General features: G+C 69.5%; 20 protein-coding genes. 8 read left to right on the top strand and 12 right to left on the bottom strand.

Annotated elements, in window-relative coordinates; translation table 11 throughout:
- Positions 1–23: 23 nt before the first annotated feature.
- The 5 genes from BGO46_RS02325 to BGO46_RS02305 form a co-directional block, all read right to left on the bottom strand.
- A complete protein-coding gene (locus BGO46_RS02325; RefSeq protein ID WP_292677617.1) occupies positions 24–653 on the bottom strand; it encodes a hypothetical protein in 630 nt (209 codons plus the stop codon).
- Positions 653–1,132, bottom strand: coding sequence for a hypothetical protein (locus BGO46_RS02320; protein WP_292677619.1), 480 nt, complete (start codon positions 1,130–1,132; stop codon positions 653–655). Before BGO46_RS02320 ends, BGO46_RS02325 begins: the two co-directional genes overlap by 1 nt.
- The gene (locus tag BGO46_RS02315; RefSeq protein WP_292677621.1) at positions 1,132–2,790 is read right to left on the bottom strand and encodes an EI24 domain-containing protein; all 1,659 of its coding nucleotides are present in this window, start codon (positions 2,788–2,790) and stop codon (positions 1,132–1,134) included. The genes BGO46_RS02320 and BGO46_RS02315 overlap by 1 nt, the downstream gene beginning before the upstream one ends.
- Positions 2,790–3,197, bottom strand: a complete 408-nt coding sequence (locus tag BGO46_RS02310) for a hypothetical protein (protein WP_292677623.1) — start codon at positions 3,195–3,197, stop codon at positions 2,790–2,792. The genes BGO46_RS02315 and BGO46_RS02310 overlap by 1 nt, the downstream gene beginning before the upstream one ends.
- A 72-nt stretch (positions 3,198–3,269) precedes the next feature.
- Positions 3,270–4,862, bottom strand: a complete 1,593-nt coding sequence (locus BGO46_RS02305; RefSeq protein ID WP_292677625.1) for a phospholipid carrier-dependent glycosyltransferase — start codon at positions 4,860–4,862, stop codon at positions 3,270–3,272.
- 23 nt (positions 4,863–4,885) lie between these two features.
- On the opposite strand from BGO46_RS02305, the gene rsmI reads away from it, so the two are divergent.
- Positions 4,886–5,701, top strand: coding sequence for a 16S rRNA (cytidine(1402)-2'-O)-methyltransferase (gene rsmI / locus BGO46_RS02300; RefSeq protein ID WP_292677627.1), 816 nt, complete (start codon positions 4,886–4,888; stop codon positions 5,699–5,701).
- Positions 5,702–5,703: 2 nt separating this feature from the next.
- Here the strand turns inward: rsmI and BGO46_RS02295 are convergent, their stop codons facing one another.
- The 4 genes from BGO46_RS02295 to BGO46_RS02280 all read right to left on the bottom strand — a co-directional run bounded on the left by BGO46_RS02295 (position 5,704) and on the right by BGO46_RS02280 (position 11,639).
- Positions 5,704–6,630 carry a sugar ABC transporter permease gene (locus tag BGO46_RS02295; protein ID WP_292677629.1) on the bottom strand — a complete coding sequence of 309 codons (927 nt, stop codon included), beginning with the start codon at positions 6,628–6,630 and terminating at the stop codon, positions 5,704–5,706.
- Complete coding sequence (locus BGO46_RS02290) at positions 6,630–8,249, bottom strand: ABC transporter permease subunit (protein ID WP_292677631.1); 1,620 nt, start codon at positions 8,247–8,249, stop codon at positions 6,630–6,632. Before BGO46_RS02290 ends, BGO46_RS02295 begins: the two co-directional genes overlap by 1 nt.
- Before the next feature lie 73 nt (positions 8,250–8,322).
- Positions 8,323–9,567 carry an extracellular solute-binding protein gene (locus BGO46_RS02285; RefSeq protein ID WP_292677633.1) on the bottom strand — a complete coding sequence of 415 codons (1,245 nt, stop codon included), beginning with the start codon at positions 9,565–9,567 and terminating at the stop codon, positions 8,323–8,325.
- Positions 9,568–9,602: 35 nt separating this feature from the next.
- Positions 9,603–11,639, bottom strand: coding sequence for a beta-galactosidase (locus BGO46_RS02280; RefSeq protein ID WP_292677635.1), 2,037 nt, complete (start codon positions 11,637–11,639; stop codon positions 9,603–9,605).
- Between the two features lie 169 nt (positions 11,640–11,808).
- Here BGO46_RS02280 and BGO46_RS02275 point away from each other — a divergent pair, with 169 nt between their 5' ends.
- The 6 genes from BGO46_RS02275 to BGO46_RS02250 all read left to right on the top strand — a co-directional run bounded on the left by BGO46_RS02275 (position 11,809) and on the right by BGO46_RS02250 (position 16,588).
- Positions 11,809–12,822 (top strand): LacI family DNA-binding transcriptional regulator, encoded by a 1,014-nt coding sequence (locus BGO46_RS02275; protein ID WP_292677636.1) that lies wholly within the window; start codon positions 11,809–11,811, stop codon positions 12,820–12,822.
- Positions 12,823–12,872: 50 nt separating this feature from the next.
- On the top strand, positions 12,873–14,435 hold the full coding sequence (metG, locus tag BGO46_RS02270) for a methionine--tRNA ligase (RefSeq protein WP_292677638.1): 1,563 nt from the start codon (positions 12,873–12,875) through the stop codon (positions 14,433–14,435).
- The gene (locus BGO46_RS02265) at positions 14,432–15,313 is read left to right on the top strand and encodes a TatD family hydrolase (protein ID WP_292677640.1); all 882 of its coding nucleotides are present in this window, start codon (positions 14,432–14,434) and stop codon (positions 15,311–15,313) included. The genes metG and BGO46_RS02265 overlap by 4 nt, the downstream gene beginning before the upstream one ends.
- A 2-nt stretch (positions 15,314–15,315) precedes the next feature.
- Entirely contained in the window at positions 15,316–15,828 is a 513-nt protein-coding gene (locus BGO46_RS02260; protein ID WP_292677642.1) for an NUDIX hydrolase, read from the top strand.
- Positions 15,829–15,896: 68 nt separating this feature from the next.
- Complete coding sequence (locus BGO46_RS02255) at positions 15,897–16,157, top strand: type II toxin-antitoxin system Phd/YefM family antitoxin (RefSeq protein WP_292677644.1); 261 nt, start codon at positions 15,897–15,899, stop codon at positions 16,155–16,157.
- Positions 16,154–16,588 (top strand): type II toxin-antitoxin system VapC family toxin, encoded by a 435-nt coding sequence (locus BGO46_RS02250; RefSeq protein WP_292677646.1) that lies wholly within the window; start codon positions 16,154–16,156, stop codon positions 16,586–16,588. The genes BGO46_RS02255 and BGO46_RS02250 overlap by 4 nt, the downstream gene beginning before the upstream one ends.
- 228 nt (positions 16,589–16,816) lie before the next feature.
- On the opposite strand, the gene BGO46_RS02245 is transcribed toward BGO46_RS02250, so the two are convergent.
- From BGO46_RS02245 to BGO46_RS02235, 3 genes are all read right to left on the bottom strand, one after another.
- Positions 16,817–18,097, bottom strand: a complete 1,281-nt coding sequence (locus BGO46_RS02245; protein WP_292677648.1) for an MFS transporter — start codon at positions 18,095–18,097, stop codon at positions 16,817–16,819.
- 64 nt (positions 18,098–18,161) lie between these two features.
- Positions 18,162–19,118, bottom strand: a complete 957-nt coding sequence (locus tag BGO46_RS02240; RefSeq protein WP_292677650.1) for a LacI family DNA-binding transcriptional regulator — start codon at positions 19,116–19,118, stop codon at positions 18,162–18,164.
- Positions 19,118–20,419, bottom strand: coding sequence for a glutamyl-tRNA reductase (locus BGO46_RS02235; protein WP_292677652.1), 1,302 nt, complete (start codon positions 20,417–20,419; stop codon positions 19,118–19,120). The genes BGO46_RS02240 and BGO46_RS02235 overlap by 1 nt, the downstream gene beginning before the upstream one ends.
- A 123-nt stretch (positions 20,420–20,542) precedes the next feature.
- Between BGO46_RS02235 and hemE the strand changes: the two genes are divergently transcribed.
- A partial coding sequence (gene hemE, locus BGO46_RS02230; protein ID WP_366246778.1) for a uroporphyrinogen decarboxylase occupies positions 20,543–21,495 on the top strand: 953 nt, incomplete at its 3' end.

Below are 21,495 nucleotides of genomic sequence, written 5' to 3'. Positions count from 1 at the left end.
GGCGTGGCCGAGCTGCGCGGCGGCTACGCGGGGTCGGGCATGGCGAACCGCGAGACCTCTACGATCGCGTCGAAGTACGACAGCAGCGCATTCGGGATGTCACCGAGCGGCGTCGACAGCACCACGAGCACCAACTGCTTCGAGTCCGGCTGCGGGTACCAGTACTGCGCGACGAGGCGGCGCTGCGTGAACTCCGCGCCGTCTTCGACCTCGACGGTCTCCTCGATGCGGTGCACGCGCACGACCTCACCGCCCGTGAACGGGCGGCGCACGGCCGTCGGGGCGAGATCGGGGGCGATCTGCGGCAGGCTCTCCTCGAGCACCCCCAACACCCGCTCGGGCGCCGTGCCGATCGCCGGGCTCATCCGCACCCGGTCGTCGTCGTACACCGTCAGCGTCGCCGACATGGGGTCGCCGGGGCCGAGCTCGGTCTGCAACAGCAGCAGGCGGGCGTGCGCCTCACGCGCCGCGGCGGCCGCCCGCACGAGGTCATCGCGCATGCGGCGGCGGGCCGTGGCCTCGGTATCCGCCACGCCGAGCGTGCCGCGGGCGACGACGGTCGCCGACGCGCGGGCCGCGTCGTCGGACTCGACGTCGACGCGCCACCAAGTGCCGAGCAGGCGGAAGACGAGCTCGGGCGCGATGTCCGCCATCACAGCTTGTCGAGATCGCCGCGCATGATCGTCATCGTGCCGTCGTAGGGCACGGTGACGTCATCCGGGAGCCCGTCGATGGCGTCCGAGATGTCGATGAGGTGACTGTTCTCGGCGTCGTCGCGTGCCAGGAAGTTGACCTGGTCGATGTTCGCCGGAAGATTCTCCCGCACCGCCACGAGCATCGCCGTGAGCGAGGTCGTCGTCACCGGCTCGTCGCCGGAGAGCACGACGCCGACGGCCAGGACGTTCGAGGCGCCGGACTTGCTCGCCACAATGCCGAGTCGCTGCACGCGGGGCTCGGCGGCCTGCACGGCCGCGCGGATCTCGGGGTAGGTCACGGTCTGTTGCCCTTCGGCGGTGGTGGATGTGGGCTCATTCGGCGTCGACGCCGTGCAACCGCTCACGGCGGCGACCGCGAGAGCCGCCGCGACGACGGTCGCCGCGGCGCGCGAACCGCGAAGTAGGGGGCGCTGCATCAGTCCTCGCTCCAGCTGTAGTAGCTCGTGTCATAACCGTAGGCCGAATCGCTGCCGACGAAGTAGTCGGCGAGCTCGTCCTGGGCCGACTGGGGGATCTGGTCGATGCTGTTCTGCAGGGTTTGGTTGTACGCGGCCGCGTTGTGGATGCCGCCGACGCCCTCCGCCGCGAGCGGCGAGGCCTCCTGGATCGTCGTCCAATTGTTGGAGTACGGCGGGTGCCCGCCGTAGCCCCCCGTGATGACGGAGTCGATGCGCGGCACCGGATCCCAGTCGTGCTGCACCGAGACGACCGTCGTCGACGAGGGGATCGGCATGCTGTCGATGGGGGCGCCCGCGACGACGACGGCATCCCAGTTGTAGTCGGAGTTGTAGGCAGCGAGGTGTCCGGCCAAGATGCCGCCCTGGCTGAATCCGACGAGCATGACGGGGTCGCTCGGGTCGACGCCGGCCTGCTGCATCGCCTGCAGGACGGCCCGCTCGTACTGCGACTGCAGCGCGGGCGTGAGCATGAGCGCGAGGTTGCTGTCGAGGTCGTTCACGGCGCCCTGGTCACCGAAGCGCGACAGCCACTCTTGGGTGCTCGGCAACGCGACGCGCCAGCGCGTCACGCCGTCGGCATCGACGACCTGGGTCACCTGGATCACCGTCTCATCCGCCGTCGTGACGGGATTGCCGTCGGCGTCGAGCTCGGGCGTTCCGTCCGGGTTCAGCACGACGCGGTGGCCCAACTGGTCGACGTAGGCGGCATCCTTCAATGCGTGTGCGAGGTCGCTCGGCTGCCCGTCGCTCAGGATCTCCTCGTCGTCGTTGCGCTCGTACTCACTGACCTCGGGCGTGGGCTTGGTGACATCGGAGAGGATGCTCGCGAGGAGGAATCCGGCGAGGATGCCGACCACGAGCGCCGCGATCATCGGGCCGATGACGGGGATCATCGACAGCAGCGTGTAGACGAGGACGAGGATCAGGATCGCGCCGACGATCGCGAGGACCGTCGAGAGGATGCGCTGCAGCGCATCCCACAGATCCTGGAGGAAATCGCCCAGCCACTTGCCGATGTCGGCGAGCCACGAGCCGATGCCCTCAAAGAAGTTGCCGACGTGGTCGAGCCAGCTCTCGTTCGTGGCGTCGATCGCATTCGCGATGAGCGACATCGCGCGCTGCGCCGCCGTCTCCATCTCAGCGCGCGCGGCCTCGTGGTCGCTGCGCGCGCTCGACGCGGCGTCGACGTAGCGACGCGCCGCCCGGCGGGCGTCGTCGAGGCGCTGCTGCGCCGCGTCGATCGTCCCCTGCGGGGCGTCGGCCTCTTCGAGCGAGCGCACGTTGCGAGTCAGCGCGAGGACGGTCGAGTCAGCCTGCGCGCCGTAGGTGTCGGCGGTCGACTCGGCCTCGTCGGCGGCGTTCGCGCGACGGTGCGCGTCACGCAGCGCCGCCGCGTACTCCACAAGCGCGTTCGCCGTGCCGCTGTAGCGGTCGTAGGCGTCGTCGAGGGTGCCGGCGACCTCGGTCGACCGTTCACGGATGCCGTCGAGCGACTTCGCGGTGCCGTCGTACGCGAGCGATCGCAGATCGGTCGCGGCCTGCGAGATACGCGATGCGGAGGTCACGAGCGAACCGGCCCGATCGGCGAGGGCCTGCGGATTGCCGGGAAGAGCCATCAGCCTTCTCCATCGTCGTCAGTGGGATCGGTCGGTGCGGGTCCGGGTGACGGTGTCGGCGCGGGGGACTCGGCCGCCGCGATCGCGTCGTCGAGCTCCTGCTTCGCCTCGGCATCCTTCGCGGCGGATTCTTCCAGCGACGCTTCGAGGTTGGTGTCAAGGTCGTCGAACGTGTCGACGAGTGCGCGCAGGTAGTCGGCGATCGTCGTGAGGTTCTCTTCGAGCTTGCCGCGCGCGATGTCCCACTTGTCGGCGAAATCGTGCACCTTGCCGGCGAGGCCGTCGTGCCCCGTGTAGCCGGCGGTCTCGCTCGCGATCCGCTCTGCCGAAGACATGTCGCCCGCGATGCGCTCGGCACGCGTCGCACTTGCGAGCAGTTCGTCGGCGTCCAGCTTCAGGTCGGCCATCGGTCCTCCTTGGTCGTCTTCAACCTACGCAACAGACGCGCGTCGCGGCGATGGGGAGCACTCCCCATGGAGTCAGATCCAGCCCTGCATCCAACTGTGCAGGCGATAGAACTCGTACGGCACCTGCATCGCCGACCACAGCGGGTACCAGAAGATCGACAACGCGATCGCGACACCGAGGAAGACGAACACGACCCGCTGGCCTGCCGTGCGTCTGTCGACGCTCGCGTGCGCGGGGCCCGCGATCTCGCGCAGCGCGAAGGTCAGCGCGACCAGCATGAACGGCCAGATCACGATCGTGTAGAACTGGAACACCGTCCGCTCGGGGTAGGCGAGCCAGGGCAGCCACGTCGCGGCGACGCCCACGAGGACGACCGCATGCCGCCAGTTGCGTTCCAGTACGAACCGGTAGAGCAGGTACACGGTCGCGGCGACGGCCGCGTACCACAGCAGCGGATTGGGCATGCTGTACAGGATTTCGAGGCATCCTGAGTCGCCGCCCGTGCAGCCTGACTCGCCGCCGGCCGTCGCGTTCGCGTACATCGACGTCGGGCGCCACAGCAGCGGCCACTGCCACGCCGGGCTCGCGTAGCTGTGCGGCGAGGTGATGTTCGCCGTCGAGTTGTAGATCGTCACGTGGTACTTCCACAGACTCTGCAACGACAGCGGCACCCACGAGAAGAAGCCCGTCGCGGGGCTCGCGTCGGCGGCGTGGCGGTCATAGCCGCCGTCGGTGACGAGCCACCCTGTCCACGACGCGAGGTAGACGACGAACGCGATCGGAACGAGCTGCACGAAGGATGCCAGGCCCTGGCGCACGGCGTCCATGGGCCAGAACGTGATGCCCAGTCGGCGACGCTCGAGTGCGTCGGTGACGACAAGATAGAGGCCGATCGCGGCCAGCACCCACACGCCCGACCACTTGACGGCGCCCGCCGCCCCTGCCGCCGCACCCGCGGCGATCACCCACGGGCGATTCCACAGGATCGGCCCCCACGCGGGCGACCGGTCGCCGCGTTCGCGGGCGACGGTCGCCGCCGCGAGTCGGTCCAGGCGCGTGTGCCGATCGAGCACCGCGAACCAGAAGGCTAGCAGCACGAAGAAGGCGAGGAAGATGTCGAGCAGGGCGACGCGGCTCATGTCGATGCCGAGACCGTCGATTGCGAGCAGGAAGGACGCGAGGCTCGCGAACGCGAGGGAGTTCGTGAGGCTCTTCGCGAAGAAGAACAGCAGCAGCACGAGCGCCGTGCCGAACAGTGCCGCGGCGATGCGCCAGCCGAACGGGTTGTCCGGGCCGAACAGCGCCATGCCCGCCCCGATCAGGTACTTGCCGAGCGGCGGGTGCACGACGAAGCTCGGGTCGGTCGTGAAGGCGTCGGTCGTGCCGGCGTTGAACAGGTCGTCCGCACCGTCGGGCCACTTGGCGGCGTAGCCGAGGATCCACTGGGTCCAGGCATCCTTCACGTAGTACGTCTCGTCGAAGACGAGCGTGGACGGATGCCCCAGGTTCCACAGTCGCAGGATGCCCGCGAGAAGAGTGATCAGCGTCGGCGCGAGCCAGCCGTACAGACGCTGCAGTCGAGGGTCTGCCGCGACCCGCGTGCGCCAGAGGTCGTAGCGGGACGGCCGATCAGCGGCAAGCAGTGGCTGGGCGGGCGTCGTCACGGGCTCCAGCCTATGCTGGGGCGGTGATCATCCTGGCCGCGACCCCCATCGGAAACCTCGGTGACGCGTCGCCGCGGCTCGTCGCGGCGCTCGAGCAGGCGACCGTCGTCGCGGCGGAGGACACGCGCACGACGCAGCGCCTGCTGCAGGCGCTCGGCGTCGCGAACCGGCCGAAGCTGCTCGCCCTGCATGACCACAATGAACGCCAGCGCGCCGCTGACCTCGTCGCGCGAGCCCGCGACGAAGACCTGCTGGTGCTCAGCGACGCGGGCATGCCGACCGTCAGCGACCCCGGTTACGCGCTCGTCGCCGAGGCGATCGCGCAGGGTGTGACAGTGACGGCCATCCCGGGGCCGAGCGCCGTCGTCACGGCGCTCGCCGTCGCCGGGCTGCCGACCGACCGGTTCACCTTCGAGGGATTCCTGCCGCGCAAGGCCGGCGACCGGGGCCGCGCACTGGCCGCACTCGCTGCAGAGCCGCGCACGATGGTCTTCTTCGAGGCGCCGTCGCGCCTGGCCGAGACGCTCACGACGATGGCGGATGCCTTCGGCGCAGACCGCCCCGCCGCGGTCTGCCGCGAGCTCACCAAGTTGCACGAAGAGGTCGTCCGCGACGGCCTCGGCGCGCTCGCGGCATGGGCGGCGGACGGCGTCCGCGGCGAGATCGTCGTCGTCGTCGGGGGAGCGCCCGCCCGGGAAGTGTCGCAGGACGACGCGGTCGCGCAGGTGCTCGCCCTCGTCGCCGGCGGCGTGCGACTGAAAGAGGCCGCGGCGGAGGTGTCGTCCCAGACGGGACTGTCCGCACGCGACCTCTATCAGTCGGCTCTCGCCCGGCGCTGAGCTCAGCCCTTCACCGAACCGGCGGTCAAGCCGCCCACGATGTAGCGCTGCAGGGTCAGGAACAGGACCAGCACGGGGATCGACGCGAGGATCGCGCCCGCCGCGAACAGGCCCCAGTTGCTCGCCAGCTGGTTCGACACCCACTGGTACATGCCGACGGCGAGCGTCCAGTTGTCCTCCGACACCAGCACGATCTTCGAGATGATGTAGTCGCCGAACGAGGCGATGAAGGCGAGCAGGCCCACCACCGCGAGGATCGGGGTCACGAGCGGCATGATGATCGTCCAGAAGATCTGCGCGTGCGTCGCACCGTCGATCTTCGCCGACTCATCGAGCTCTTGCGGGATCGTGTTGAAGAACCCGTACATGAGGAACGTGTTGACGCCGAGCGCGCCGCCCAGGTAGATGCAGATCAGCGCGATCTTCGAGTTCAGCCCGAGGACCGGGAACACATCGCCGAGCGCGAGCAGCATCAGGAAGATCGCGACGAAGGCGAGCGCCTGCGGGAACATCTGGATGATCAGCAGCGCCGTCAGACCCACGCGGCGGCCGGTGAAACGGAAGCGCGAGAACGCGTAGGCCGCAGCCGCGCCCATCAGCACGGCGCCGAGCGCCGCCGCGATGCCGACGATGAGCGTGTTGCCGTACCAGGTCCAGTAGCGCGTGTCACCGAGGGCCGCGTAGTTCGACAGATTGAACGCGCTGAACAGCGTGTTGGACGCGGCGAGGCTGCCGCTGGGGTTGAACGACGCCGACAGCACGTAGACCAGCGGGAAGATCGCATAGAAGAGGATGACGAGGGCCAGAAGGTACTTCCAGCCCACCTCGAGCGCCCAGCGCTTGCGGACGGCGCCGCGGCGCCCCGCGTCGAGAGTGACGGCCGCGGCGGCGTCGCGCGCTGCGTGGCGGGTATCGGTCGGAGTGGACATCACTGATACTCCTCGAGCTTCTTGGTCTGGCGGAATGCCAGGGCGGAGATGACGGCGACCACGATGAACACCATGATCGACAGGGCGCTCGCGAGGCCGTAGTCGGCCTTGCCGCCGTTGACACCGGAGATGTCCCAGATCGCGGAGATCAGGATGTCGGTGTAGCCGAGGGTGTACGGCGCGCCCGGGATCACCGGTCCGCCGCTGTTGAACATGTAGATGATCGTGAAGTTGTTGAAGCTGAAGGCGAACGACGAGATCAGCAGGGGAGCGGTCGCGACGAGCACGAGCGGCAGGATGATCGAGCGCAGCTGTCGGAACTTGCCCGCGCCGTCGATCTCGGCCGCCTCCAGGGCGTCCGCCGGAAGCGCCTGGATCGCGCCCGTGCACACGAGGAAGAAGTACGGGAACGTCAGCCATACGTTGACGAACAGCACCGCAAACCGGGCGAGCCAGGGGTCGCCCAGCCAGTCGATGTTCGCGCCGCCGAAGAAGAACTGGTTGACGACGCCGAACTCGGAGTTGAACATGCCGCGCCACAGCAGCGCCGACATGAACGCCGGGAAGGCGTACGGGAGGATGAACAGCGTCCGCAGGATCTTGCGGCCCTTGATGCGCTCGTCGTTGAAGATGATCGCCATCACGAGACCGATCGCGAACGGGATCGCGACCGACAGGAACGCCCACGCGAACGTCCAGACCGTCACGAGCGCGAGCGGCTCGAGCATCGACGAGTCGGTGAACAGACGCAGGAAGTTGTCGAATCCGACGTGCACCATCCAGCCCGTCGGCAGGCTCTGCCCGTCGTCGGAGGTGAACAGGCCCTCATCGGTGGCGTGGTAGACGATTCCGGTCGCGGAATCGGTGATCGTCTGCGCGTCGGCATCCCACGACATCGTGGAGAGGTACACGGTGCCCGTCGTGCCGTCGCGGGTGCGCAGCGACCCGTCGTTGGGGTCATCGGAGATCGACACCCGCAGCGACGTGATCTCGCTCTGGTTGGCGAGGATCTGGTTCAGCGACACGATGTCCCAACCGGGGACCTCGGTCGGGGCGCCCGATCCGCTCATCTCGGCGACGACCTCGAGGGGCTGCTCGGTGGAGCCGGCTTTGACCTCGCCGTTGTCGTTGATGGCGAGACCGAACTCGTCGCCACGCTGGACGACCGTCAGCGGATACCGCTCGGACCCGTCGACGAGGCGCTCACCCTGGATGAGTGCGGCCTGCACGGCCTGATCCTGCGTGCCGACGTGGCCGGCGCCGTAGTTCGTGAAGGCGATGTATGCCGTGTAGGCGAAGATGAAGACCTGGAAGATCAGCAGGAACGCGAGACCCGGAAGCAGATACTTCATCGGCAGTGCGCGCTTGCTGAAATAGACGTAGTCCGCCGCGATCAGCAGGATCACTGCGACCGCGAGGATGAGCCACGACTCCGCGCGGAACGCCGCGATGATGCCCATCACGCCGAACGCGTTGATGATCGCCATGATCGCGAGCTTCACGAGGAAGCCCCAGCCGAGGCCGTTCCATCGTCGACCGTGCGGCTCGCTGCGCTGTGGGCGCGGCTCGGTCGGGCTCGGCGGCGCCGCCTCAACGGTGGCGCCCTGCGGATTCGTCATCTCTGTGTGTCTCCTTCTTCGGGGACGGACGGTCCGGGCGTGGGAGCATCGTCCCACGCCCGGACCTGATCTGTCAGCCGATGGCTGCTTCGACGTCGCTGACCATGGTGGTCCACGTCGATGCGGGGTCGGCTCCCTTGATGATCTGCACCTGTGCCGTGTTCCACAGCTCCCAGACCGAACCCATCTCGGGGATCGAGGGCTGCGGCACGCCGTTGGCGGCCGAGGCGAGGAATCCGGCGACGACCGGGTCTGAGGCGACCTTGTCGGCGACGGACTTCCAGGCGGGGAGGCGCGGGTCGGCGTCGTACAGTGCCTGCTGCGCCTCATCGGTGGCGAGGTAGTGCGTCAGGAACTGCTGGGCGACCAGCGCGTTCTGGCTCTGCGAGCTCACGTAGAAGCCCTGCACACCCACGAACGGCGCCGCCGTCTCGCTGCCGGCCGAGGGGATCGGGTTGACCTTGATGTTGACGCCCTGCGCGGTCAGCGCCTCGATCGCCCACGGTCCCTGGATCGTGTACGCGGCCTTGCCCGACGCGAACAGCTCGTTGTTGGTGTCGTAGTCGATCGTCGTCGAGATGTAGCCCGTGCCGGTCTCGCCGTTGGCGCCCAGCCACGCGGCGAACGCGTTGCCCGCGTCGCCGCCCATGCCGACCTCGCTGGTGTACGAGCCCGAGGCATCCTGCACGAACACAGGAGCGCCGAACGACGTCTGGAAACCGTACATCGTGTACGCGTCACCGGTCTGGCCGGCCGTGTTGATGACGAGCGGACGCTCGGCGCCCGACGCCGCGCCGGCCGCGATCATGTCATCGAAGGTCGCCGGAGCGTCCTCACCGACGAGGTCGGTGTTCTGGATGAGCGCGATCGACTCGAGCGCGTACGGGAAGCCGTACACCTGCCCGTCGTAGGTGAACGCGTCGATCGCAACCTGCTCGAGCTGGTCGGCAGCCGCGCCGAGGTCGACCGTGTCGATGACGCCAGCCTCGACGAACGAGCCGAGGAAGTCGTGCGCGCCGACCGTGATGTCCGGGCCGTTGCCGGTGGGCACCTGGTTGATGAAGTCGTTGCGGATGTCCTCGAAGTTCTTCTGGACGAGCTCGACCTTGCCGCCCGTCTCCTCCTCGAACGTCTTCGCGGCCGCCTCGATGGCGGGCTTGCGGTTCGCGTCGGTCCAGATCGTGAGGGTCACGCCGCTGGCGTCGATCGCCTCATCGGTCTGAGCCTCGGTGGGGGTGGTGCTGGTGCCGCCGGAGCAGCCGGCCAGCAGGATGGTGGTCACCGCGAGGGCGGCGACACCGATGCCCATCTTGCGCATGGTCTTTCCTTCCGTGATTCGTGCAGTGGTTGTACTCAGTGCGGTGATCGGACGACGGCCACGTCGCCCCCTGTCACCATCAGGGTTCCCTCTGAGACGGCTCCTGTCACTAGGTCCGTCCCCGAAACAGACAACGAAACGGTCTCGATCGTGTGGTTGATCGCGACGATGTAGTCGGCGGAGGCGCCGTGGCGCACGATGACCTCGACTCCCGCGGGCCAGCCCGCCGGGCTGATGCCGGCATCCGCATACACGGCGGTCATGATCGCCTGCAGTCCCGTGGCATCGGGCCGCGTCGCGACGTACCAGCCAGAGCCTGCGCCGTACGCGTTGCGCGTGACGGCGGCTTCGCCGCGCCCGGGCCCGTCCAGGTGCACGGCACGGGCCTGCGCCGTCGTGACCGAGAGATCTTCCTGCCAGATGTCGGCGTCATAGTGGCGGCCGTCGAAGTCGATCGTCACCGTGTCGCCCTGGCGCAGTGGTAGGTGCTCTTCGACGAGGATGCCCAGGGCGGGCTCCAGCGGCGCCGCGAAGCCGCCCGCGTGGACGGCGTCGTTCTCGTCGACGACGCCGGAGAAGAACGACACCACGAGGGTGCCGCCGCCGGCGACGTAGGAGTTGAGGTTTGCGGCATCCGCCGCGCTGAGCATGTACTGGGCGGGAGCGATGACGAGCTTGTAGCGCGACAGGTCGTGGCTGGGCAGGGCGAAGTCGACCGTGATGCCGTCGCGCCACAGGCGCTCGTAATAAGCGCGGATGCGCTCGGCGGCGTCGAGGTCTTCGCTGGGACGCCACTCCAGGCCCTGCGCCCAGAACGAGGCGAAGTCCCACAGGATCGCGACGTCGGCGTGCACGCGCGAGCCCTGCACCTCGCTGAGCTTGCCGAGGGTGGCGCCGAGCGCGGCGACCTCGCGGAACACGCGCGAGCCCGTGCCGGCGTGCGGGATCATCGCGGAGTGGAACTTCTCTGCGCCCGAGCGCGAGGCGCGCCACTGGAAGAAGAGGATGCCGTCGGCGCCGCGACCGAGGTGCGACAGCGAGTTGCGCGCCATCTCGCCGGGGCGCTTGGCGACGTTGCGCGGCTGCCAGTTCACGGCGGAGGTGGAGTGCTCCATGAGGATCCACGGGGCGCCGCCACCGACCGACCGCGTGAGGTCGGCGGCGATCGCGAGGCCGATCTCGCCTTCTTCGTCGGCCGCCCACAGGTAGTGGTCGTCGGAGACGACGTCGACCTCTGCGGCCCATTTCCACAGGTCGCTGCCGCCGTGCTGGTTGGCCATGAAGTTGGTCGTGATGGGCCGGTCGCTGTGCGCGCGGATCGCGTCGCGCTCGGCGATGAAGCACGCGCGCAGCTGGTCGTCGGTGAAGCGGGCGAAGTCGAGGCGCTGCGAGGGGTTGACCACCGACGGAGCGGCGGCGGGGGCGCCGATGTGCTCCCACTGGCCGTAGTGCTGGCCCCAGAACGCCGTGCCCCACGCCGCGTTGAGGGCATCCAGCGAGCCGTAACGGTCTTGCAGCCACAGCCGCCACGCCCGCACGGAGTGGTCGGAGTAGTCCTCACCGACCGGCACACCGTACTCGTTGTGCACGTGCCACAGGACGACGGCGGGGTGGTCGCCGTAGCGGCGCGCCAGCTCGGTCGCGATGCGGACGGATGCCTCGCGGTACGCGGGCGCCGAGTGTGAGGCCATGCCGCGCGAGCCGAAGCCCATCGTGACGCCGTCGCGGGTGACCGCGCGGGCGTCGGGGTGGTTCGCGAAGAACCAGGCCGGGGGAGAGGCAGTCGGCGTGCCGAGGTCGACGCGGATGCCGTTCGCGTGCAGCAGCTCGATGATCTCGTCGAGCCAGCTGAAGTCGAAGTCGCCTTCGCTCGTCTCGATGAGCGCCCACGCGAAGATCCCGATGCTCACGAGGTTCACGCCGGCTTCGCGCATGAGCGCGACGTCTTCGGTCCACACCTCACGCGACCACTGCTCGGGCGTGTAGTCGCCGCCGTACGCGATTCCCTGCAGCTCAGGCCACCGCAGCTGGGCGGGGCCGGGCGTCGCTCGGGTGTGCGCCTGGTCATGCATCGGTCGGGGTCCTCATCGTCCGTCTCGAGGCTGTGACCGGTCACAGCCGTGTGTCGATCATATGTCGACGCCGTGAGTGGATCGAGCCTTCGTTACCGAACTGTGACCGGTTACAGGATTTCGTGGTCATGCCGCGGTTTCGGGCGGTTTGCCGAGTAGAGTCGCGTCCGTGGCATCCACCGACAGCACCCGGAAGCCGACCATCCGCGATGTCGCGGCCGTGGCCGGCGTCTCGCATGGGACCGTCTCACGCGTCATCAACGGCGGGCACTGGGTCTCGCCCGAAGCGCGCGCCGCGGTCGAAGAAGCGATTCGCACGACGGGCTACACCACCAACCACGCGGCCCGCAGTCTCGCCACCGGTCGGGCCGGCTCGCTCGCATTCCTGCTGACAGAGCCGCAGCACCTGCTGTTTTCCGACCCCACCTTCGCCCTGCTGCTGCGCGGCGCGACCGAAGCGCTCGCCGAGCGCTCGATGACGCTCGTGTTGCTGATCGCTGGCACGGCCGAAGAGCAGTCCACCGTCGAGAACTACGTGCGGGCGGGCCACGTCGACGGCGTGCTGCTGGTGTCTTCGCACGAGTCCGACTCGCTACTGGCCTCGCTCGTCGCCGCCGGGGTGCCGACCGTCTGTACGGGCATCCCGCTCGGTGATGCGGCATCCGCCCCCAACGTCTCGGTCGACGAGATCGGGTCGGCGCGCATGATGACGCGGTACCTGCTCGACAAGGGGCACGAGCGCATCGCGCTGATCACGGGCCCCAACGACACGCCGGGCGGGCGGTTCCGTCTCGTCGGCTTCCGCGAAGAGCTCGGCGACCGGTTCGACCCCGACCTGGTCGAACAGGGCAGCTACGAGCGCGCGACGGGGGATGCCGCCATGACGCGCCTGCTCGAACGCGCCCCCGACATCGACGCCGTCTTCGCCGCGAGCGACGTCATGGCTGTCGGCGCGATCGATGCCCTGCGCCGCGCGGGACGCCGCGTGCCGGAGGACGTCGCCGTCGCCGGCTTCGACGACTCGGGGCTCGCCGAGACGTTCCAGCCGCCGCTGACGACCGTGCGTCAGCCGTGGTCGCAGATCTCGTCGACGATGGTCGACATGGTGCTCGACGTCATCGCCGGAACGCCGCGCGAGTCGGTCATGCTGCCGACCGACCTCGTCGTGCGCGAGAGCGCCTGAGGCTCGTCACACGCCGCGGGCAAAGTGACCGGCCCATCTAGAATCGACGGGTGAGCACCGGTCAGTCCTTCTACATCACGACCCCGATCTATTACCCGAGCGATCTGCCCCACATCGGGCACGGGTACACGACGGTGGCCGTCGACGCGCTCGCGCGCTGGCACCGTCAGTCGGGCGATGACACCTGGATGCTCACGGGCACCGACGAGCACGGCCAGAAGATGCTCCGCGCCGCCGCCGCCAACGGCGTGACGCCGCAGGAGTGGGTCGACAAGCTCGTGACCGAGTCGTGGTTCCCGCTGCTCGAGACCCTCGACGTCGCCAACGACGACTTCATCCGCACGACCCAGCCGCGCCACGAAGAGCGCGTGCAGGAGTTCGTCAAGGCGCTATACGACCGCGGCTACATCTACGCCGGCGAGTACGAAGCGCTGTACTGCGTGGGCTGTGAGGAGTTCAAGCCCGAAGCCGAGATCGTCGACGGCACGGGCGCGTTCGAGGGCCTCAAGGTCTGTGCGATCCACTCGAAGCCGCTCGAGCTGCTGCAGGAGAAGAACTACTTCTTCAAACTCAGCGAGTTCCAGGACCGTCTCCTTGAGCTGTACAAGACCGAGCCCGACTTCGTGCGGCCGGAGTCTGCGCGCAACGAGGTCGTCTCGTTCGTGCGGTCGGGTCTGAAGGACCTGTCGATCTCGCGCTCGGCGTTCGACTGGGGTATCACGGTGCCGTGGGACCCGTCGCACGTCATCTACGTGTGGGTCGACGCGCTGCTGAACTACGCAACGGCCGTCGGCTACGGCACCGACCCCGAGCAGTTCGAGCGTCGCTGGCCGGCCTACCACGTCGTCGGCAAGGACATCCTGCGCTTCCACGCCGTCATCTGGCCGGCGATGCTGATGGCGGCGGGTCTCGACGTGCCGCGCGGCGTCTTCGCGCACGGCTGGCTGCTCGTCGGCGGCGAGAAGATGAGCAAGTCCAAGCTCACCGGCATCGCGCCGACCGAGATCACCGACGTGTTCGGGTCGGATGCCTACCGGTTCTACTTCCTGTCGGCGATCGCCTTCGGCCAGGACGGCTCGTTCTCGTGGGAGGACCTGTCGGCCCGCTACCAGGCCGAGCTCGCGAACGGCTTCGGCAACCTCGCATCGCGCACGACCGCCATGATCGAGCGCTACTTCGAGGGCATCGTGCCGCCCGCGGCTTCCTACGAGCCCGGTGATCTCGAGATCCAGCGGATCGTCGCCGACGCCGCGACCGCCGCTGACGCGGCGATGGAGCGCTTCCGCCCCGATGAGGCGATCGGCGCGATCTGGACGATCGTGGATGCCCTCAACGGCTACATCACCGACAACGAGCCGTGGGTCCTCGCCAAGGACGACGCGCAGCGCGCGCGCCTGGGCACCGTGCTGTACACGGCCGCCGAGGGCCTGCGCGCCCTCGCGGTGCTGCTGAGCCCCTTCATGCCCGAGGCGACGGCCAAGTTGTGGGCGGCGCTCGGTCACGACGGACGTCTGCAGGACCAGCCGCTGCGCGAAGCCGGGGCGTGGGGCGTGCTCCGCCCCGGTACCTCGGTGAACGGGCTGGCGCCGCTCTTCCCCCGCGTCGAGCAGTGAGCGGCGACCCGTCGCAGTACGTCCGCGTGCGCGAGAAGGGCGCGCGGGATGCCTCGTACCCGCCCGCGCCCGAACCGCTGACCGTGCCGGTCTACGACAACCACACCCACCTCGAGATCGAGGACGGCGAGGGTCTGCCGCTCGACGAGCAGCTCGACCGCGCCGTCGCCGTCGGCGTCGCGGGTGTCGTGCAGGCCGGGGGAGACATCGAGTCGAGCCGCTGGTCGGCCTGGGCCGCGGCATCCCACCCTCGCGTGCTCGCCGCGGTCGCCATCCACCCCAACGAGGCGCCGGTATATGCCGAGCGCGGCATGCTCGAGGACGCGATCGCCGTGATCGACGAGCTGGCTGCTCAGCCGCGCGTGCGGGCGATCGGCGAGACCGGCCTGGATTTCTTCCGCACGGGCGAAGAGGGTGTGCCCGCGCAGTTCTCCAGCTTCGAGGCGCACATCGCGCTCGCGAAGAAGCACGACATCGCGATGCAGATCCACGATCGCGACGCCCACGACGCGGTGCTCGAGACGCTTCAGCGGATCGGCGCACCCGAGCGGACGGTGTTCCACTGCTTCTCCGGCGATGCCGACATGGCGCGCATTGCCGCCGACCGCGGCTACTGGCTGAGCTTCGCGGGGAACGTCACGTTCAAGAACGCGCAGAACCTGCGGGATTCCCTCGCGGTCACGCCGCGCGATCGGATCCTCGTCGAGACGGATGCCCCGTTCTTGACCCCCGCGCCGCTGCGCGGTCGGCCCAACGCGCCGTACCTGATCCCGCTGACGGTGCGGTTCATGGCATCCGAGCTCGGCGTCGACCTCGACGCGTTCTGCGCGCAACTCGCCGCGAACACCCTCGAGGTGTACGGCAGTTTCGAGGACTGAGCATGGCCGACGACGAGCTGTGGGACCTCACCGATGCCGACGGCGCGCCGCTCGGTCGTCTGCAGCGTCGCGGTGACGCGATGCCGGCCGGGGTGTTCCACATCGTGGCCTCCGTGTGCGTTGTGCGGGGCGACGGCCTCGTGCTGATGACGCGGCGTGCCGCGATAAAGGACTGGCCGCTCGCGTGGGAGTTCCCGGCCGGCAGTGCGCTGGCCGGTGAGTCGAGTGCTGAGACGGCCGCGCGAGAACTGGCCGAAGAGGCCGGGGTGCGGGTATCGCCGGACGACCTCGCGCTGGTCGGGCGGGTGACCGAGGCATCCGCCCTGTTCGATCTCTACGTCGCGCACGTCGACGGCGACCCGTCGCTCGAACTGGACCCGCTCGAAGTCTGCGAGAGCGAATGGGTGACGCTGGAAGAGGCGTTCCGTCGCGGCGCCCGGGGCGAGATGGCCGGGCCGTGGGTCAACCGGCTCGATGAACTCGGCGTGCTTCTCGCGCGGGCGGTCTCGCGCTGATCTGCCGCCGCGGTGGGTCCCAAAGTAGTCGCACCCGGCGTACGATGGGACTACATCGGAGGTGCCGCATGGAGACCGTGGGGATCCGCAAGCTCAAGGCCCAACTGAGCGCGTACGTCGACGTCGCGCGCTCGGGCGAGCGGGTGGTCATCACCGACAGAGGGAAGGTGGTCGCAGCCATCGTTCCCATCGAGGCGGATGCCGTGTTGCAGCGCCTCATCGATGACGGACTCGCGATGCCGCCGCGACAGTCTCAGCCGCCGACGCCGCACCCACGGTCGACAGCCGGGCCGCTGAGTGATCTGGTGTCGAGGCAACGCGGCGAGTGATCGTCTACTTCGACACTTCCGCGTTCTTCCCGCTGCTGGTCGAGGAAAGCGGGTCTGCGGCGGCGCTTCGCTTGTGGCGCGACTCCACCGCACGCGTGAGCTCACGGTTGATCATCGTCGAAGCGGCGGCGGCCATCGGGATGGGGCTGCGGCTGGGACGCCTCACCGCGGCCGACTACGAACCTGTGCGAGAGGATGCCTGGCGCTACGCCACGAACATGATCCTCGTCGATGTCTCTGCGTCGGTCATCGATGAAGCCGCGGATCTCGCGGTGACGCACTCTTTGCGCGGCTACGACGCGATGCACCTTGCGACGGCGCTTCTGTTCCCTGCGCGTGACCTGGTGTTCGCGTCCGGCGACCGACGCCTTCTCGACGCCGCCGGCGCCGCGGGCTTCACCGTGGTCTACACCGCGCGATCGGGCGCGTGAGGCGGTCGGGGTGATACCTGGATCTGAAGGTCGGGAAAGAGGTGGCGCGCCGGAACAGTTCAGCGGGCGTGAGGTGGCTCGGAGCGCCACCTGGATTCGGGCGTCGGGAGGCAGGTGGCGCGCCGGCACAGCTCAGCGCGGGTGAGGTGGTCGGGGGTGACACCTGGTTCGCGACGGAGGTCGCTAGACAGGCTCGGGGGCCAGAGGAACAGGCTCGGGGGCCAGAGCTCAGGACGCCCCCGCGCCGGATGCCTCTTCCGCGGCATCCTCCAGCACGGGCTTCGCGGCGGCGATGTTGCGGATCGGGCGCCAGACGAGCGCGAGCGTGATCGCAGAGCCCGCGAACGCGAACCACCAGGGTGCGGTGAGGCCCCACGCCTGCGCGATCAGACCTCCCAGCAGCTGTCCGATGACGAGGCCGCCGAAGACGCCGACCATGTTGACCGACGCGATCCGGCCCTGCAGCTGCATCGGGACCAGGCGCTGACGCACGGTCGTTGAGATCGTCGCCCACACGAACGCATACGCGCCGAAGAAGAACATGATCACGAACGCGACAGCGGGCACCGTCGTGAGCGCGAACGCCAGGTGCATGATCACCTCGAGCGACAGGCAGACGCGCATGAGCGCCGCGAACGACACGTGCCGCTCGAGCCAGCCGAAGCTCGCTATCGCGACGAACCCGCCGACGGCGGACACCGCCGTGAGCGAGCCGTAGCCGACCGCGCCCATGCCCAGGTGCTCGGTCGCGTACAGCACGAGGATGCCCCAGGGAGCCGCCCACGTCACGTTGAACACCAGGATGATGAGCACGAGCGTGCGCACCGGCGCATTGTGGCGCAGCCAGTGCAGCCCCTCCCGGATCGGATGCGGCTTCGGCGCACCGGCATCCGTCGCCGCCTCCCGCGCCGGAACCGGCGTGTGCGCGACACGCGAGATCAGCACGACCGCGAGCGCGACGCAGAGGATCTGTACCAGGAAGGGCCAGAACGACCCGATCGCGAACAGGAAAGCTCCCAGTGGAGGCCCTGCCAGTTGATTCGCGACGAGGTAGCCGGCCTGCATGCGCGCGTTGCCCACGCCGAGGTCGGCAGGCCGCACGAACATCGGCAGCAGCGTGCTGCCCGCCGAGTCGGCGAACACCTCGGCGGTGCCGTACAGGAATGCGGTCGCCAGCACGATCCACACGTTCGCGTGGCCCGTGACGAGGAACACGACGAGCGCCCCCACGATCGCGACGCGCACGGCGTTGGCCGCCATCACGAGCCGGCGGCGGTCGTGGTGGTCGGCGACCGAGCCCGCGTACAGCCCGAACAGCAGCCACGGCAGATACTGCAGCATGGCGCCGGCGGCCACCAGCAGGGGTGATGAGGTCATGGATGCCAACAGCAGCGGTGCCGCCGACAGCGCGATGCCGTCGCCGAGATTGCTCGTCCACGACGAGCTCAACAGCCACCGGAAGCTCGTGCCCAGGCGCCGCGGTGCGATCAGTTCGGCGATCGAGGGCATTGGGTCATCCTATGACGACGGCGCGTCCCTCGACAGGCTCGGGGGCTAGCGGGCCGGACCGCGGCTACCGCGTGGTGGAGCCGCGCACGAGCTCGAAGGGCAGCTCGACGCTGCGGGTGGAGTGCGGCTCGCGCTCCAGCGCGTCGAACAGGACCTCGGGTGCCCGCTCGGGGTACAGCCGCACGTGGGTGATGCCGAGCCGGTCGTTCAGCTCGCCTCCCGTCGTGCACAGCGCGAGCAGCTGCAGGTCGCGGGGCATGACGATGCCGATCTCCTCAAGGTGCAGATAGATCTCGGGGCCTTCTTCGCAGTACGCGAAGATCGCGTCGGCCCCGGCATCCAGCAGCGAGTGGACGGCGCTGATCAGGCGCCGCCGCCCTGCGTCGACGCGGGCGACGAGCGGGGTGCGGCCGTTCACGGCGCTCCAGGCGAGGTAGGCGCTCTCACCGAGCTGATCCCGCGGCACTTCGCTCTCGTCGACGAGGAACCCGATGCGCTGCGCGCCCGTCTCGACGAGGTGGGCGAGCCCCGCGCGCACCGCCGCGGCATACCCCGTGCGGATCGTGATGCCGCCCGGCACCGTCAGATCGTTCGCCGCGACGGGGATGCCCGCTGCTTCCGCCTCGTGCAGGATCGCGCGGTGGTCGGCGGGATCGGGGAAGTACAGCGCGTCGATCTGGGCGCCGGCGAGCAGGTCGGGACGCGTGTCGGGCAGCACCGTCACGGTGAACCCGCGCACGGCGCCGGCGCCCACGAGGGCGTCGAGCTGCCGCGCACGCTGCAGGGCGCGCCGTCCGTCTTGCAGCGAAGTGGCGGCCATCACGAAGCCGATCGACATCGTGCGCCCCTTGCGCAGCGCCGCCGCGTGGCGGTTCGGCGAGTAGCCGAGCTCGACGGCGATCGCCTTGATTCGCTCGCGGGTCTCGGGCCGCAGATTCCCGCGGTCGTTGAGGGCCTGACTAGTCGCGGCCGTCGACACGCCCGCCTTCAGGGCGACGTCGCGCAGCGTGACGCGGCTCATCAGTCCTCCGAGGTGGAGGGCGCACTGGATGCCGAGTCGGAGGCCGGCCCGGACACCGAAGACGGGCCCGGCGCCGGGAACACCGTGCGCACGGCGTCCGCCCAGTCCGGTCCGAGACCGGTCGAGGCGAGCCCGTGGCCCTGCGCGATGAGTCCGTGCAGCAGCGCGCCGGAGAAGTGCCGCAGCAGCGCCTCGGTGTCATCATCGCTGCCGCGGGCGCGCGCCCGGGCGATCTCCGCCTCGAGCACGCCGTGCACATACCCGCGCATGTCGACGACCGCGGGCGAGACCTCGTGCACGCGGGCAGCGGCGGCGTGACGCTGCGCCGCCGTCGTCACGATCAGGCGCGCTTCGTCGACGGTGGCGAACTCGTCGATCGGCGCGTGCACGCGGATCGTGTCGAGGTCGAGCAGCTCGACACCGGCGAGACCGCGGATGCCCGGGTCGACGTTGCGGGGCATCCCCAGATCGATGATGAGCTGCTCAGCGGTGCTGTCGGCGCGCGCCGCGCGGTGGTCTTCGGCGGTGAGGACGGGGCGATCGGTTGTCGTCGTGCATGTGACGATGACGGTCGCCTCGGCCGCTTCGCGGGCGAAGTCGGCGGCGTTGATCGGGACGAGATGTTCACGCTGCGCGAACCGCGAGCGGCCCGACCGCGAGTGGACGCGGATGTCACGCGCGCCGACGGCACGGAGGGCCGCGAGGGATGCCGCGGCATACCGGCCCGTCCCGACGAGCAGCACCCGGGCATCCTCCCACTCACCGACCCGCGGAGTCGCCAGCTCGACTGCAAGGCGCACGAGCGAGCGGCCCGATTCGCCGAGCCGCGTGGAGTTCTTGACGGCGCGCGAGGTCTCGGTCGCGCGCTGGAACAGCTGCTCGAGCGGCGAGGTCGTCACGCCCTCGCCGTGCGCGGCGTCGAGCGCGCGCCGCACCTGACCGGCGATCTCGTCCTCGCCGACGGCGACCGAGTCCAGGCCCGCCGCGACGGCGAACAGGTGCTGGGCGACGCCCGCTCCGTGCGTGAAGTCGACCGTGTCGCGCACGTGCCGGTAGGGCAGCGCGGTGAGATCTGCGAGGCGTTCCATGACGGCATCCATCGCCGGGATCGGCGAGGCATCCGGTGCATCGGCGACGTCGAAGTACGCCTCGAAGCGGTTGCAGGTGGCGAGGACGACGGCCCCGCGGATCGCCTCGTGCGCCGCCGTGAGCTCGGTCGCGGCGGCGTCGCCGATCACCGACAGTCGCTCGAGGTCTTCGAGCGATGTCGTGCGCTGGTGGGCGGAGAGGCAGACGAGCACGGCGGCGGGGGCTCCTTCGGATCGTGAGTAGTATAACGATTAACTCGCTCGCCCCATCGAAGGTTCCTGCTCTTGCCTGCATCGCACCCCCTCGTCGCGCACGACACAGCTTCTTCCCGGCTCATCCAGGCGCTGCGCGGCCGACGGCCCGAGGTCGCGCCGGTGTGGTTGATGCGGCAGGCGGGGCGCTCGCTGCCCGAGTATCGGGCGCTGCGCAGCCGGGGATCGATGCTCGACGCGTGCCTCGATCCGGCGCTCGCAAGCGAGATCACGCTGCAGCCGGTGCGGCGACACCGAGTGGATGCCGCGGTGTTCTTCAGCGACATCGTGGTGCCGCTGAAGCTCGTCGGCCTCGACGTCGAGATCTCGGCCGGCCGCGGGCCGGTGTTCGCGCAGCCCGTGCGCACGGCCGCGCAGATCGCCGAACTCGTGCGCATCGATCCGGCACTCGTCGAGCAGCGAGGCGGCGAGATCGCCGACGCCGTGGGACGCACGACCGCGATGCTCGCGGAGGAGTCCGCACAGCGCGGCGAGCCGATCCCGCTCATCGGCTTCGCCGGCGCGCCGTTCACCCTCGCCGCCTACCTCGTCGAGGGCGGTCCGTCGAAGGACCACCTCGCCGCGCGCAGCCTCATCCACTCCGACCCGGCCGCCTGGCACGACCTGACGATGTGGCTCGCTGAGGTGACGGGGCGGTTCCTCGCGCTGCAGGTGCGCGCGGGCGCGAGCGCCGGCCAGCTGTTCGACTCGTGGGCGGGAGCCCTGGCTCCCGCCGACTACCGCCGTGCCGTGCTGCCGGCGTCGGCGGCGGCCCTCGCACCGGTGCGGGCGGTCGAGACCGCCGAGCCGGTGCCGCTCATCCACTTCGGCGTCGGCACGGGCGAGCTTCTGGCCGACATGGCCTCGGTCGGAGTCGATGCGCTCGGCGTCGACTACCGCGTGCCGCTCGACGAGGCGACCGCGCGCGTCGGCACCGATCTCACGCTGCAGGGCAACCTCGATCCCGCGCTGCTGTTCGCCCCCGCCGACGTGCGTCGGGCGGCCGTGCACGACGTGCTGACCGCGGGTCTCGCGGC

The sequence above is a fragment of the Microbacterium sp. 70-16 genome (assembly GCF_001898315.1).
Taxonomy (GTDB): Bacteria; Actinomycetota; Actinomycetes; order Actinomycetales; family Microbacteriaceae; genus Microbacterium.
Note: the sequence above shows the minus strand (reverse complement) of the source record. Positions and strands in the feature narration are given on the sequence as shown.